Source organism: Gelidibacter sp. (assembly GCF_035515035.1).
Taxonomy (GTDB): Bacteria; Bacteroidota; Bacteroidia; order Flavobacteriales; family Flavobacteriaceae; genus Gelidibacter.
The window spans coordinates 1-12,230 of sequence record NZ_DATJCA010000070.1 but is presented as its reverse complement, the minus strand read 5'-3'; the positions used below and the strand labels follow the sequence as shown (position 1 = coordinate 12,230).

Below are 12,230 nucleotides of genomic sequence, written 5' to 3'. Positions count from 1 at the left end.
ACAATAACTAAGCATTCGTGTGGTCGGTACGACCCAACATGAATGCCGTGTTGACTGAACCGGTGTCTTTCGGTTTGCCCTTATGGGGAATGGTCTGTTTTTGGATTGGATTTTTGGGAGTCGGTTTTTCCTGTTTCGGAGTTTTGTCCTCCCTGTTCTTTGTAAGTTTAAAATAACATGGCAGATTTAGGTCTTACTTTCCCTTGTCTGTCAATGCTTTTGATGTGTTTTCTTCAGTTTTGGCCATAGCAGTCCCGTTACGTCGGTTTTGCGCTTTTTTTATTTTGGTCTGTTTATGTGTTTCTCGATCTGCTCGCGCCAACCATTCGGTGGCCCACGAGCTGGAAAGACCGCTATGGTAACAAGATTCCCTTTTTTACAGCTCGGGCACTTGCCGTGCTTTAATGGCGCTGTATCCGCCAGTTCCGGTTTGCCGAGCACTTCTTGTAATTTTGGGACAATGGTCCTTTTGTGATAGCTGCTCAAGATGCCATAGTGCCTGATCCTGGTAAACCCCTTGGGCAGGATATGTAGCGAAAACCGCCTGATGAACTCTGCATCGGTCAATTGCAACATTGACCTTTTGCCACCATGCCGATAGTCCTTTACCATAAACCGTACGTTTCCACCTTCAAGGCCCTTTATACGATGGTTGCTTATCGCGATCTTATGGGTATAGCGCCCCAAGTATTCCACTACCTGTGAGGGCCCAAAGAATGGGCGTTTGCAATAGACTACCCACTGGTTCTTGAACAGGCTCTCGTAAAATGAAGTGGGTTGTGATTCTCCCAGCTCTTTGCGCAGCGCGGCAACAAAACGAGCTCTAAAAACGATGCTCATCGCCTTTACCGGAAACAAGTATTTTCCCTTGCCCTTGGTGTTCTTCCATTTGCCGGTCTCGGCAATCCCACCTCCCGGGACAATGCAGTGCAGGTGCGGATGCAGGGACAGGTTCTGCCCCCAAGTATGAAGGATGGCGATCATTCCCATCCTGGCGCCCAAAAACTTGGGGTTTCCACCAAAATCCCTGATGATGTCCCAGGCCGTTCTGAACAAAAGATTGTACACCATTTTCGGCTCATACAGGCACAATCGGTTCAGCTCACAGGGCAATGTAAAGACCACATGGAAGTAGGGAACGTTCAACAGATCTGCCTCCCTTGCCCGGATCCATTCCTCTTTCTTGTGTCCCTGGCACTTGGGACAATGGCGGTTTCTGCAACTATTGTAACTGAGGTGGAGCTTATGGCACCCCGGATTGTCGCAAAGGTCTATATGGCCGCCCAGGGCCGCGGTGCGGCACTTACGCAGGGCGTGGAGGGTGCGGGCCTGCCAACTGTTGGCACAATGATAGGCAAGGCGCCCCCTGTTGCGCTCCAATACGTGTGCCACCTCATGATCGTGACAGGACATCCCTATTGGCCATAAAGCCTGTCCAGCGGACTGAACGGCTTTTGCCTACCCGATTGTGCCACATGGAGGTAGATAAGGGTCGTCTGGATATCTGCGTGTCCCAAGAGGTCCTTCACGCTCATAATGTCCAGGCCCATTTCCAAAAGATGGGTAGCATAGCTATGGCGCAGGATATGGGCGGTGATCTCCTTTGGGATCCCGCTGTGCCTGCGGGCCTCACGCACGATCCACTGGATGCCCTGGGAGGAGAGCTGGACTGGCTTTCCCTCGGTATCATTGCCATTGAAGCACCAGAGGGTGGGGTTTTCTGCCAAGAAGTACTTCTTCAGGCCACGGATCTGTATCTCGGACAGGGGGACATACCGATCCTTGCGTCCTTTCCCCTGGCGGACGTGCACCATCTTCCTGTCAAAATCCAGATCACTGCGCTTTAGGTTGCTAAGTTCGAAATTGCGGAGCCCACAGCCATAGAGCATGGCAAGGACCAATCGGTGCCTGAGCAGTTTTGGAGTGCGAAGCAGTTGTTTTACCTCTCTTTGGCTCAATACCACGGGGAGTTTCTTGGGACGCTCGATGCTCGGGAGCACCACCCGCATTTCCTTCATCCCAAAGATGCGGTAGGCATAGCGAAGACCATAAACGGTATGTTTGAAAAAACTGTCCGAGGGTGTTTTGTTTTGCGATTTTAGATGGTGGAGATAGTCCAGCACCTGTTCCTTATCGAGGTCAAGTGGACTACAGTTAAAATGCAGTGCGATGTGCGCAAGACAGCGGGCATAGTTGGTAAGAGTACTCTGGCTTTTGCCGGCAAGCTCAACGGAACGCTTTAGTTTTTGGTAGAGGGTTGCAAATTCCGGAACTGAAATACAGGCCCTTTGGATAAGGGTGTCATTTTTTTTTCATAATATTGAGTATTAGATAAATCCTATCCTAAAGGTAGTGAATCGTGATCTAACAGTCATGAGAAGCTACCTTTAGGTTTAGTTCAACACCGAATATAAGCTATGGCTTGTTCTGTGCCTATTTGGAAAATCTATGGATTTCCCAAAGTTAGTTTATATTTGAAGAGGTTCGTGCTAAAACACGCCACAGCTCATATACATAAACGTTATGCAACAGTAAAAGCACATCATGAAAAAATTGAATAATAACTGGAAATTTGTAACTTTGATATTATGGATATAGACCTTCAAAATAAAAAAATTGAATTAATTCAGTGGCTTTCCACTTTGGATGACAAATCTTTGATTGATAAATTAATGAAGTTAAGAAAAAAAGAAAAAACTGATTGGTGGAATGAAATTTCAATTGATGAGCAAAAATCAATTGAACAAGGAATTCAAGATGCCGAGAATGGTAAACTAACTTCTCACTCAAACGTCAAAAAGATTTATGAAAAGTGGTTATAAAATTCTATGGACGGACCACGCAATCTCTGAGTTAGAACAAACCATTGAGTATTTGGAAAACAATTGGTCTGAAAAAGAATTAAGAAAATTCTCTGCCAAACTTGACCACACTATTGAGTTAATCTCAAAAACACCTGAAATATTTCCTGATTCTTACGTAAAAAAAGGAATTCGTAAAGCTGTTGTAGAGAAACATAACAACCTCTACTATCGAATAATTGAAAATTCAATTGAGATAATTTCACTATTTTCAAATCAGAAAAACCCCAATAAAAAGACAATATAATACCGTTGCATAACACCGTGTACAAGCAATTGCTAAGGTCTATGACCGTTTGGAAAATCCTGCGGATTTCCCAAAGTCACATCTTATTTGGAATTGTTCGTGCAATTCGTCGCCACTGCTCATACACGAAACCGTTACCTACAATTCCCACCATTTCGGGAAAAAAATTAATCATTTAAAGCTAACGTTTTAAGAAATGATCAAAATAAAAATTGAAAATAAAAAATACTAAAATTTGATTTTCAGAACATTACAAAAACGTTAGTCAGAAGCTAAAAAAACATCGTGAATGAATGAAAAACACTACAATTGATATAAACGAAGCGACTATAAAAAATTACGTGGAATCATTACGTCCAGAAGATCCAGAAATTCGTGCGAAACTGGACTTTGGATACACTTATGATGGAAAAGTTGTTGTGCTTTATGAAATACGTCCTGTTTGGAACAATCCAAAAGAAATTCAACATATCGAATTCGCAAAAATTAGATTTTACAAATCAAGGCAAGAATGGAATTTATATTGGATGCGTGCAAGTGGAAAATGGGAACTCTATGAACCATTTCCTAAATCAACACATTTAGATAACATAATCGATATTATCAAAGAAGATAAACACGGTTGTTTCTATGGATAATACAAGACAAAATATAATTAAAGAAATTGCGCAGGAATTAGATTGCGGAAATGACTGTTATTACAATCCAAAAACGAACGAATTAATAACGATTCCTAATTTTGGGGAAATGTTGGACGAAAATGAATTTCGTGAATCTTTTGGAGCGGAATTTATAAAAATCGAGGTTTTAGAAAGTTTTCAGTCTTTTAAGATTATGGAACGTTTTATTGCCCAAATTGCGGACAAACAGTTTCAATCGGAATTGGAAAATATTTTGGAACGGAAAAAACCATTTCAGAACTTTAAAAACAGAATTGACAACTCGGATTATAGACAAAACTGGTTTGACTTTAAGCAAAACGTAGTGGAAAAAATAGTAGAAACGCAATTAAACCGATGAAAAGCCAGCGCACAACAAAGATGTGTATAAGCAATGCTTGTCCTCGCCGACTTGGAAAAGTCTCAACACGCTAAAGCATTGAAGGACGGATTTACAAAAATCCAGTTTTACCTGCCTACTGACTGTACACAGTTTTTTTGACCCCATTGCCTTAATTTTTATTTACTTCGGGTTGGCGTTAAGCTACCACGTAATTAGACAATATTTCATTGGCGATTCACGAACACAACTAAACCGTGGTGGGTAAGTTAATATACCGTGGACATCATGAAACACCTCACAGGTTTTTGAAACCTGTGAGGTGTCATCTCATCAAGATTGTAGAGCCCAACTTTAAGATGGAAACACTAAGAAAACGCTTTCCAAAAAGAACAAAGCCAACCTGTTAAGGTTGGCTCTTTTGATTGGAATAAATTTTCACTCATAGACGAGGTTCATGCCTTATTTATCATGGGGATAAATTTTAGACCAATCGTTTTTCATATCTACAATTAGCCAATTGTTTTTGGCGGCATCATCCAGTCCTTATTTAATTTACCAATATGTGAGTCTCTGTCGTAAGCGTATTCACGTTCTGCATCTGTATGATGCACAAACATCCCGAATCGCGGATAGCCGCTTGCAGAGGTTGTCCATTCTATCATTTGATAATCGCCATCGGAATTTCCTGCTGCAAATACCGGGCGCTTGCCAATGAATTGATGAATGCCAATGGGCTTCCCGTCCTCATCATTATTGAAATTCAATTCGGCAAGTTTCATTAAAACCGGTTTGCCGTCTACCATCTCATATTTCATTTTTCCAGTACTACCTACTACTTGATGTGGAGGAATGCCATAGGCTTGTTCAATCCACGGCCGCATAAAATCGATACCACCACCTGAAACAATGAAGGTTTTATAGCCATGGGCGCGTAGGTAGTGCAGCAATTCTAGCATAGGTTGATAGATCATTTCGTTGTAATGCTTTTTGGTTACGGGATGGGTTGCCGTTGCCATCCAGTCTTTTACGGTTTTCTCAAAAGCATCGGTGGTCATGCCGGTATGCGTGGCTGCTAAAATGGGTAATAATCCTTCTGCCCCGCCGGCCAATGCCGTTTTCATGTCGCCTTCCAACAATGCCTTAAAGGGTTGTTGCGTTTTCCATTCGGGATGTTCTGTTGACATGACGTTGACCTGATCTATGGCAAATGCCAATTGAAAATACATAGGCTGTTCACTCCATAAAGTGCCGTCATTATCAAAGGTGGCAATACGGTCTGCCTCTGGGATAAAATCAGGGCCATCTTCTGTTGTAGTCTTTGTCACAAAGGCAAGAATTGCCTCTTTTGAATTCCCTTCATTCCAAGAAGGTAGAGGGTCTGTTTGTACGGACTCCACTTCAAGAACGGGGTTCATTTGAGCACTCTCATTTTTGCATCCCAGACATATAAACAAGATACAGGACAATGCAATAAGGCTTTGGTATTTCATGATGATAAAATTTAAGTTGAAAAATAAAAAAAGGCAGCCCAATGATAGTGCTACCTCTTTTAGCTATTAATTACTTTTTGTAGCCATATTTTCAATTTGCTTTTACACTTTTCCAAGACTCCAGTCTCCAGCGGTTTGGCTCGCTGGGAATTCTTCAAAGGTCTTTAAGAAATTAAAAGCATAACCTTGAATAGCAATTAGGATGTAAGCTCTATCAATATACCAATCATAATAGGTATTAGAACCTATGAGCGCTTTTTCAAACGGATCTCTTCTAAGATTAAAAAGATATGGTGCTCTTAATTCAACAAATGGCTCTAACCATATTTGTAATTTATCGGCACGACTTTCCAAAAACATCGCTTTCCAATCTCCAAAACGCAATGCTGCAATTGCACCTGCGTCATTCACATAAATAAAACCTTCTTTGGGTGATTCTTTTACTTTCCCTGTCAAGTAGTCTAATTGATTGACGCCATCAATATGGTTTTTGTACTTTCTGCCACCCATTGTCACCCCTTTTTTGATTTTTTCGACTACATTAGCGTCACCAGCAATGGCAGCAAATGTTGGCAACCAATCTTCGTGGGATACGATACCATTCAAAGTTTTATCTGCTGGAAAATGTCCCGGCCATTTTACGAATGCAGGAACACGATATGCACCTTCCCAAGAGCTGTTTTTCTCACCATGAAAAGGAGTTGTTCCAGCATCTGGCCAAGTGTTGTAATGCACCCCATTATCAGTTGAATACATCACCACAGTATTATCGGCAATGCCCAACTCATCCAATAAATCTAATAACTGGCCTACGTGTAGATCGTGTTCAACCATCCCATCTGAATATTCATCCTGTCCCGAAATACCCTTATGTTCTGCTTTAACGTGGGTTCTAAAGTGCATACGTGTTCCGTTCCACCATGTAAAGAACGGCTTGCCTTCCTTAACTTGTTTTCTAATGAAATCTTTTGCTGCTGCTACCGATTCGTCATCGATAGTTTCCATACGTTTTTTAGTCAATGGTCCAGTATCTTCAACAGTTTGACCACCTTTACCATCAGCAAAGCTATGGATCACGCCTCTCGGACCAAAAGTTTCCTTAAAGGTTTTGCCACTCTTAAGCATTAAATCTGCTGGATAGTCAAAATTTTCTGGTTCTTCTTCAGCATTTAAGTGGTACAGATTTCCGAAAAATTCGTCAAAACCATGATTGGTTGGCAAATGTTCATCGCGATCGCCTTGATGGTTTTTACCAAATTGACCTGTGCTATAGCCTAGATTTTTCAATACCGTAGCCATGGTAATATCAGTGGTTTGCCAGCCTTCTTTTGCGCCAGGCATCCCTACTTTGGTCATACCGGAACGTACAGGTACACTCCCACCAATAAAAGCAGCACGACCGGCCGTACAAGACTGTTGTGCATAATAATCAGTAAAAGCCAATCCCTCTTTGGCAACACGGTCAATGTTTGGGGTTTGGTATCCCATCATCCCTCGGTTGTTGTGGCTAATGTTCCAGGTGCCAATGTCATCTCCCCAAATTACCAAAATGTTTGGTTTTTCGGTTTGTTTTCTCTGCGCAAACATCGCACTTGATGCGAGTATTAACAGACTAATAAAAATGTGTTTTAACTTCATGATTTCAGTTTTAAAATGATTAATTAATTATTGGTTCAATTTAAGTGGATACCGATTATTTTAAAACTTGAAAATCAATTATATAATAATCTGACATGCACATTCTCTTAATTGGCAGCTTTCACCGGATATTTAGCCATCAATTTTTTGATTTTCTTTGGGATGGACTTATCTCTTTTTTCTGGTTTCTCCTGTACTACAGATTGGATGACCCCTTGCCAGGCCAATTGTTTGGTATTTGCATCGTACAGGTCTACCACAAACGTACCCTGTCTGTAATCGTCTTCTGAATAAGACGTGGTAGCACCTCCCATGCCCCAGCCCCAACGACCGCCGTAATTCATACCGCCCACATAGTTGGTGTAAGCTGTGGTACTTGTTTTGTCTTCAACCACGATGTACAGGGTGATCTCTGCATCGCCATTGCTCTCCACCAATTGCATGCCTCGGCTGTCAAATTCGGCTTTTAGCGCGGATTGGATTCGATCTTTATCAAATGGGGTCAATATTTTGTCACTATCCTTTTGCCAACCAGCAAAAGTGTAGGTTTTGTATTTGCTAAAGTCTGTAGTTTTGTCATAGTCGCTAGTGACTTGCGAAAAAGAAAAATTCGCACATAATAGCGTGACCATCAAGATTCCGATAATTTTAAAATAGTTTTTCATAGCCTTAGAATTTATTGTGTTATTGTGATTTAATTAAATGTGTTGCACTTTTTAGATCTACTTGTTGAGATGGGCTACCCATCAATTTGCAGCCGCTTCTTTCTTAGCGGCCCCAATTGGAATGTTTGCCTTTAAAAACCAAGAACTGTTATTGGTCCCTGATTTGTCTTTATAGACATCCAAAAATCCATAGTAATACTTCAGCCCTAGGGTGATGCCTTTACCTTTCATTAGTTGATAACCCAAGCCGCCTACAACTCCCACATCAAATTTGTTGATCATGTCTTTATTGTATTGCCGAATGCGGGCATCCTTTCCTTCCACATCTGAATTGTATTCAACCCAAGCCTTGTGCATCAACCCAAATTGTGGGCCTGCCTCAAAATAAATATGGTTATCCATTTTATATTTTATGAGGGTCGGGACAAGGAAATAATTCAGTTTTTGGCTGTAATCGCCTGCTTCCGGATACAGATCTACCTGAAGAAACTCGAGATCTTCGGCAGATAATTTATGTCCTCCAAGCCTGGATTTGACCAGCACGCCAGTATAAAAATACCAGGGTTCATCCATACGGATATCAAAATAGAAACCGATGTTAAAGCTTCCCAAACTTTTATGGGAATCCATGCCACTGATACTGGCAAAATTATATCCAGTTTCCAGTCCGAATTCCATCCCGTCAGAATTGAGTTTGTCGCCTAACAACAGAGAGATCAGGACCTGTGAATTGGCATAAGAACTGGAAAGTAAAAATATGAGCACAATTAAGTAGTTTTTCATTTAGATGGAGTGTTTGTTCATTTTACGGTATAGCCCTTGCCTTCAATACACGCTGTAAAAGCCTTATTGAAATTGGCCATGAGTTCTTTTTGTTGGGCCGAGGCGTTCTGATTGTTCTGTTGTTGTTGTTTTTCATCGCCCACTACTTTGGCTCTCCGTCCTCTCAATCCACCCACCACTGCACCTATAGCAGCCCCTTCGCCGGCATCGCCCGCGATGGCACCTATTGCAGCCCCAGCAGCTGCGCCACCGGCAGCATGTCTAATGGCAGTTCCATCAGCAGATCTGTCCACTTGGGCAGCTTCCACTTTGGGAGGGTTTATAGGATCTACGCCCGTTTGTTCTTTTGCCCAGTTATAACAGGCGGATTCGTCGGCATCCTGTTTCGCTTTATCTTGATTTTTAGAGGGAAATACATATAAGCCCAAGCTGGAACTTAAGGAGGTCGTGCTTGGGGTTTGAGCCTCAGAGGTATAGACAAAAGCAATAAATATCATCAGTGTCAAAAATGTTGTTTTCATGTTTATTATTTTATTAATTTATAAATCGTTTGGATTGACAAATACGTAGCCCAATTGCTGTAGCGCATCGGCTTCGTTATAAAAAGTAAAACTTTTTACAATCTTTTTATCTTTAATTTGGTAAATGGAATTGGCCCAAATAATCACATCGCCGCCATCTTTGTAGGTGATATGCAGTTCGGCCCAATTAGAGATCCAATCGCCTTGATTTTCTCCATCAAGAATTGAGATGGCCGCATTTTTGGAGCGGACATATTCTATTTTCTCATACAGATTCTCCACATTGGTTTTCCAGTTTTTGATTGCGTCAACTTTTCCTATAGAGTCGCCAAAGGATGGTCCTAAGCCCAAATAATCATCATCTAAAACGGCATCCATACTGTTGTAATCGAGATCTTCAACCGCTTGAATGTAGTTCTCTATTAAGCTCAAGTTTTCTTTGGAAGGGTCGTTGACGGAAGTGCAGCTGCCCATCATAAAGAGTATCATTAGAAATGGTAAAGTCAGTTTTTTCATTTTTATAAGGTAATTATCGTTAATGGTTAGTGTTTCAGATGAATGCGTTTTTGGGCTTTATAATATCAACCGTCCTCTATGCCCGACCAGAGGATGCTGGGTAGATCATAAATTAAATCCGAAACGCACCACCGGACCGGAGGTGTCTACATCGTACATAAACCGATTCTCTTCAGACCCTTTTTCATAATCCATGCTTATGATGCGGTAACCCGCACTCAATTGAAACAATTCAGAAAATCGGTACCCAATATAGGCTTGCAATTGAAAGGCAAAGTCCGAGCCTATTCCAAAGCCTCCAATATCCCCACGAAATTGGTACTGTATTTTTTCATCAGAGGCGTTTTTTATCCGCGCAATTAGGATGGGATCCACCCAGGTCTCGCTCACTTTCTTGTTTCTGTTGGTGGCTTCATTGGGTTTATTGATGGTCAGGCCAACTTCAGTAGACAAGCTGTTTAGACGCGCTCCCAAACCGAGATCCAACCAAGGTAACACCGTTCTGAGTCCGCTTAATTCCCAAGCAAACTGTTTCGCCTGCAAGGAGCCGGCATTGATGATCCCTTCTCGTTTCACATCTTGTTTCAAGTTCATATAAATAATATCAGAACTGATGACCCAATCTTCAGTATGGGCTTCCGCATAGAGCATGGCTCCAATTTTTAAATTGCTGAAAATATCACTTACATCGGCATCTACCGTAACGTTAGGCAACGTGCCCACCCCTACATCTCCATTCATAAAAGGAAACAGGACGTAGGGTTCCAATAAAAAACTCCAAGTTTTTTCCGAAGGACTTTGTCCAAATACACCCGATGTGGTGGCAGAAACAAACATGAGAAAGAAGAAAATATAACGAGACTTATACATGGTAAACCTATTTTGTTGAACTTATATAGTTACTTATAGAGAAGCTACTTATTTTTTAGCTTCCTTTTTTGGATACCAAACCTTTGATGTGCCTATGGTACCATTAAATGCAAAAGGTGCCTGGTCATAATAATCAGTGGATACTGGCGAGCCCAAATCACTTCCAAAATCAAGACAGTCGTTTGCCGTAAAAACCAAAGGGGCAGTAATTGGCACTTTACCAATGGCAACTTCCTTCCCATTTACTTTAAGAACAACGTTCATTGGAGAGCCTGGCTTGGGAGCAGCCAATCTTGAAATCACGTCAATTTTTACTTTTCCTGTAGGTAACTTGGTTTTGGATTTAATTTGCGTGCGATTGATTTCAAACAAATTGTATTCATAGCACAAATAACCATCTTTAACATAGCAAGAAAGTCCGCCCGAAAAACCTCCAAGAGCATATAATACACCATTCGCATTTTCTGGAACTGTGATTTCCATACTCACATCGTTGTCAAACTTTCCGAGTTTTGGTGCCGTGAATTCCGGCATTCGCTCTATATTACCGCTAAATGTCCATTCTGTGTAAGGTGTAGCGGGTGCATCTTCTGGATGGTAAACCACAGACCAAAGACCTCCACCAATAGGCAAGTTTTTATTTTTAGCCGATTCTACCAAAAACATGCTTTTCATTTCCTCTAATTTTTCTGGATTCTTTTTAGAGAGGTCAACCGCTTGACTCCAATCTTCATCAATATTATAGAGTTCCCAAGTATCATCTTGTGGATCCCACGTTGCGGCACCTGCAGGAAGACCTGGTACCCACGGGTTGCGAAGCCCAAAGGCAGATGCAAACCAACCGTCATAATACAGCCCACGACTTCCCATGATATCAAAAAACTGAGTTTTTCGTGTTCCTTCGGCTTTAGGATTGGCAAACGTATAATTCATTGGAATACCGTTCATTTCATCTTGGGTGAAACCGTTGACCACCCTTGGTTGTTCTATTTTCGCAGCCTCATATATGGTTGGTACAATATCAATTACATGATGGAATTGCGTACGAGGTGTGTTATCATGTTTTATGCTTTTTGGCCATGCTACTGCCATGGGCTGACGAGTGCCTCCGAAATGTGCGGCAATCAATTTTGTCGATTTATAAGGGGTAGACCCTGCCCACGCCCAACCGGCATTATACATATTATCGGTTTTTGGAGAGCCTAAAACGTCCAATCCCCCAAGGTTATTTAGAGCATCAATATGTTGTTGGATGGTTGTAGGAATTCCATTTTGCGCCAACAGCTCACTTATACTTCCGTTTTGTCCTTCGGCAGAAGACCCATTATCGCCCCAGATATAAAAAATTAAGGTATTGTCAAGTTTTCCTTGATTTTCAATTTCGTCGATGATTAAACCGGCGTTATAATCGGTATGTTCTCCAAATCCTGCGAACACTTCCATTAATCGACTTTGGAATGGTTTTTCGGAATCTGGAATTTCGTCCCAACCCTTCATAGTAGGATTCCGTTCGGTTAATTGCGCATCCTGTGGGATCCAGCCTAAATCTTTTTGTTTTTGAAAGGCCCGTTTCCGGTATTCATCCCAACCGTCGTCAAATTTTCCTTTATACTTATCTGCCCACTCTTTGGCCACGT

At 41.6% G+C, this 12,230-nt stretch carries 14 protein-coding genes; 4 read left to right on the top strand and 10 right to left on the bottom strand.

Features of this window, described 5'->3' with window-relative positions:
• Positions 1-279: 279 nt before the first annotated feature.
• Both VLZ86_RS05740 and VLZ86_RS05735 read right to left on the bottom strand, forming a co-directional pair.
• Positions 280-1,413, bottom strand: a complete 1,134-nt coding sequence (locus VLZ86_RS05740) for an IS91 family transposase (RefSeq protein ID WP_325449645.1) — start codon at positions 1,411-1,413, stop codon at positions 280-282.
• 2 nt (positions 1,414-1,415) lie between these two features.
• Positions 1,416-2,279 carry a tyrosine-type recombinase/integrase gene (locus VLZ86_RS05735; RefSeq protein ID WP_325449647.1) on the bottom strand — a complete coding sequence of 288 codons (864 nt, stop codon included), beginning with the start codon at positions 2,277-2,279 and terminating at the stop codon, positions 1,416-1,418.
• A 309-nt stretch (positions 2,280-2,588) separates the two neighbouring features.
• Here VLZ86_RS05735 and VLZ86_RS05730 point away from each other — a divergent pair, with 309 nt between their 5' ends.
• The 4 genes from VLZ86_RS05730 (at position 2,589) to VLZ86_RS05715 (ending at position 4,128) form a co-directional block, all read left to right on the top strand.
• Entirely contained in the window at positions 2,589-2,822 is a 234-nt protein-coding gene (locus VLZ86_RS05730; protein ID WP_325449643.1) for a hypothetical protein, read from the top strand.
• Positions 2,806-3,108, top strand: coding sequence for a type II toxin-antitoxin system RelE/ParE family toxin (locus VLZ86_RS05725; RefSeq protein WP_325449641.1), 303 nt, complete (start codon positions 2,806-2,808; stop codon positions 3,106-3,108). Before VLZ86_RS05730 ends, VLZ86_RS05725 begins: the two co-directional genes overlap by 17 nt.
• Before the next feature lie 293 nt (positions 3,109-3,401).
• A complete protein-coding gene (locus VLZ86_RS05720; RefSeq protein WP_325449639.1) occupies positions 3,402-3,746 on the top strand; it encodes a DUF3024 domain-containing protein in 345 nt (114 codons plus the stop codon).
• Positions 3,739-4,128 carry a UPF0158 family protein gene (locus VLZ86_RS05715; RefSeq protein ID WP_325449637.1) on the top strand — a complete coding sequence of 130 codons (390 nt, stop codon included), beginning with the start codon at positions 3,739-3,741 and terminating at the stop codon, positions 4,126-4,128. Before VLZ86_RS05720 ends, VLZ86_RS05715 begins: the two co-directional genes overlap by 8 nt.
• A 491-nt stretch (positions 4,129-4,619) precedes the next feature.
• On the opposite strand, the gene VLZ86_RS05710 is transcribed toward VLZ86_RS05715, so the two are convergent.
• The 8 genes from VLZ86_RS05710 to VLZ86_RS05675 form a co-directional block, all read right to left on the bottom strand.
• Positions 4,620-5,600, bottom strand: a complete 981-nt coding sequence (locus VLZ86_RS05710; protein ID WP_325449635.1) for an HAD family hydrolase — start codon at positions 5,598-5,600, stop codon at positions 4,620-4,622.
• A gap of 102 nt (positions 5,601-5,702) precedes the next feature.
• Positions 5,703-7,238, bottom strand: coding sequence for an arylsulfatase (locus VLZ86_RS05705; RefSeq protein ID WP_325449633.1), 1,536 nt, complete (start codon positions 7,236-7,238; stop codon positions 5,703-5,705).
• 107 nt (positions 7,239-7,345) lie between these two features.
• On the bottom strand, positions 7,346-7,903 hold the full coding sequence (locus tag VLZ86_RS05700; RefSeq protein ID WP_325449630.1) for a DUF4136 domain-containing protein: 558 nt from the start codon (positions 7,901-7,903) through the stop codon (positions 7,346-7,348).
• Between the two features lie 81 nt (positions 7,904-7,984).
• A complete protein-coding gene (locus tag VLZ86_RS05695) occupies positions 7,985-8,686 on the bottom strand; it encodes a porin family protein (protein WP_325449628.1) in 702 nt (233 codons plus the stop codon).
• A gap of 17 nt (positions 8,687-8,703) precedes the next feature.
• On the bottom strand, positions 8,704-9,207 hold the full coding sequence (locus VLZ86_RS05690) for a glycine zipper domain-containing protein (protein ID WP_325449626.1): 504 nt from the start codon (positions 9,205-9,207) through the stop codon (positions 8,704-8,706).
• Positions 9,208-9,225: 18 nt separating this feature from the next.
• On the bottom strand, positions 9,226-9,723 hold the full coding sequence (locus VLZ86_RS05685; protein ID WP_325449624.1) for a nuclear transport factor 2 family protein: 498 nt from the start codon (positions 9,721-9,723) through the stop codon (positions 9,226-9,228).
• Between the two features lie 105 nt (positions 9,724-9,828).
• Entirely contained in the window at positions 9,829-10,593 is a 765-nt protein-coding gene (locus VLZ86_RS05680; protein WP_325449622.1) for a hypothetical protein, read from the bottom strand.
• A 48-nt stretch (positions 10,594-10,641) separates the two neighbouring features.
• Positions 10,642-12,230: sulfatase-like hydrolase/transferase (locus VLZ86_RS05675; RefSeq protein WP_325449620.1), on the bottom strand; the 1,589-nt coding region annotated here is incomplete at its 5' end.

Coding starts and splice junctions, on each gene's coding strand:
- VLZ86_RS05695 (WP_325449628.1), bottom strand. CDS start 8,686: ATGAAAAACTACTTAATTGTGCTCATATTTTTACTTTCCAGTTCTTAT.
- VLZ86_RS05710 (WP_325449635.1), bottom strand. CDS start 5,600: ATGAAATACCAAAGCCTTATTGCATTGTCCTGTATCTTGTTTATATGT.
- VLZ86_RS05680 (WP_325449622.1), bottom strand. CDS start 10,593: ATGTATAAGTCTCGTTATATTTTCTTCTTTCTCATGTTTGTTTCTGCC.
- VLZ86_RS05730 (WP_325449643.1), top strand. CDS start 2,589: ATGGATATAGACCTTCAAAATAAAAAAATTGAATTAATTCAGTGGCTT.
- VLZ86_RS05720 (WP_325449639.1), top strand. CDS start 3,402: ATGAAAAACACTACAATTGATATAAACGAAGCGACTATAAAAAATTAC.
- VLZ86_RS05705 (WP_325449633.1), bottom strand. CDS start 7,238: ATGAAGTTAAAACACATTTTTATTAGTCTGTTAATACTCGCATCAAGT.
- VLZ86_RS05715 (WP_325449637.1), top strand. CDS start 3,739: ATGGATAATACAAGACAAAATATAATTAAAGAAATTGCGCAGGAATTA.
- VLZ86_RS05700 (WP_325449630.1), bottom strand. CDS start 7,903: ATGAAAAACTATTTTAAAATTATCGGAATCTTGATGGTCACGCTATTA.
- VLZ86_RS05685 (WP_325449624.1), bottom strand. CDS start 9,723: ATGAAAAAACTGACTTTACCATTTCTAATGATACTCTTTATGATGGGC.
- VLZ86_RS05725 (WP_325449641.1), top strand. CDS start 2,806: ATGAAAAGTGGTTATAAAATTCTATGGACGGACCACGCAATCTCTGAG.
- VLZ86_RS05690 (WP_325449626.1), bottom strand. CDS start 9,207: ATGAAAACAACATTTTTGACACTGATGATATTTATTGCTTTTGTCTAT.
- VLZ86_RS05740 (WP_325449645.1), bottom strand. CDS start 1,413: ATGTCCTGTCACGATCATGAGGTGGCACACGTATTGGAGCGCAACAGG.